Origin of the sequence: Rhizobium ecuadorense (genome assembly GCF_001187535.1) — a bacterium.
Taxonomy (GTDB): Bacteria; Pseudomonadota; Alphaproteobacteria; order Rhizobiales; family Rhizobiaceae; genus Rhizobium; species Rhizobium ecuadorense.
In genome coordinates this window covers 1-278 of record NZ_LFIO01000504.1, presented here as the reverse complement: position 1 = coordinate 278, position 278 = coordinate 1, and the positions used below count along the sequence as shown (strand labels likewise).

General features: G+C 47.8%; 1 pseudogene. It reads left to right on the top strand.

Annotated features, from left to right (window positions below):
• Nucleotides 1–173: 173 nt before the first annotated feature.
• Nucleotides 174–278: pseudogene (locus AF337_RS46480) on the top strand (tetratricopeptide repeat protein); the annotation flags it as partial.

Here is a 278-nt window from a genome sequence, read left to right as displayed (position 1 = left end):
ACCTTGGATAGCAGGCATTTTTATCACGCTGTCGCGTTCCGGCGAAGATCGCCTCTGTCGCTTTTTTGTGAGTATGTGCTTAAATTCTTGAGTTGTTAGCTTTTTTTTACGATGATCGCCGGTGAGCGCATCCGAGTCTTGGGTAAGAGTGTCTGATGGGGATCAAATTGCCAATATTGCAGATCAGAGCTGGGACTAAATGCATTGCGCTTTTGATAGCGACTGGAGCGATTTTAGCTGGTTGCCAGTCATCCGGCGTTGATGGCCTGGCTGCTTAT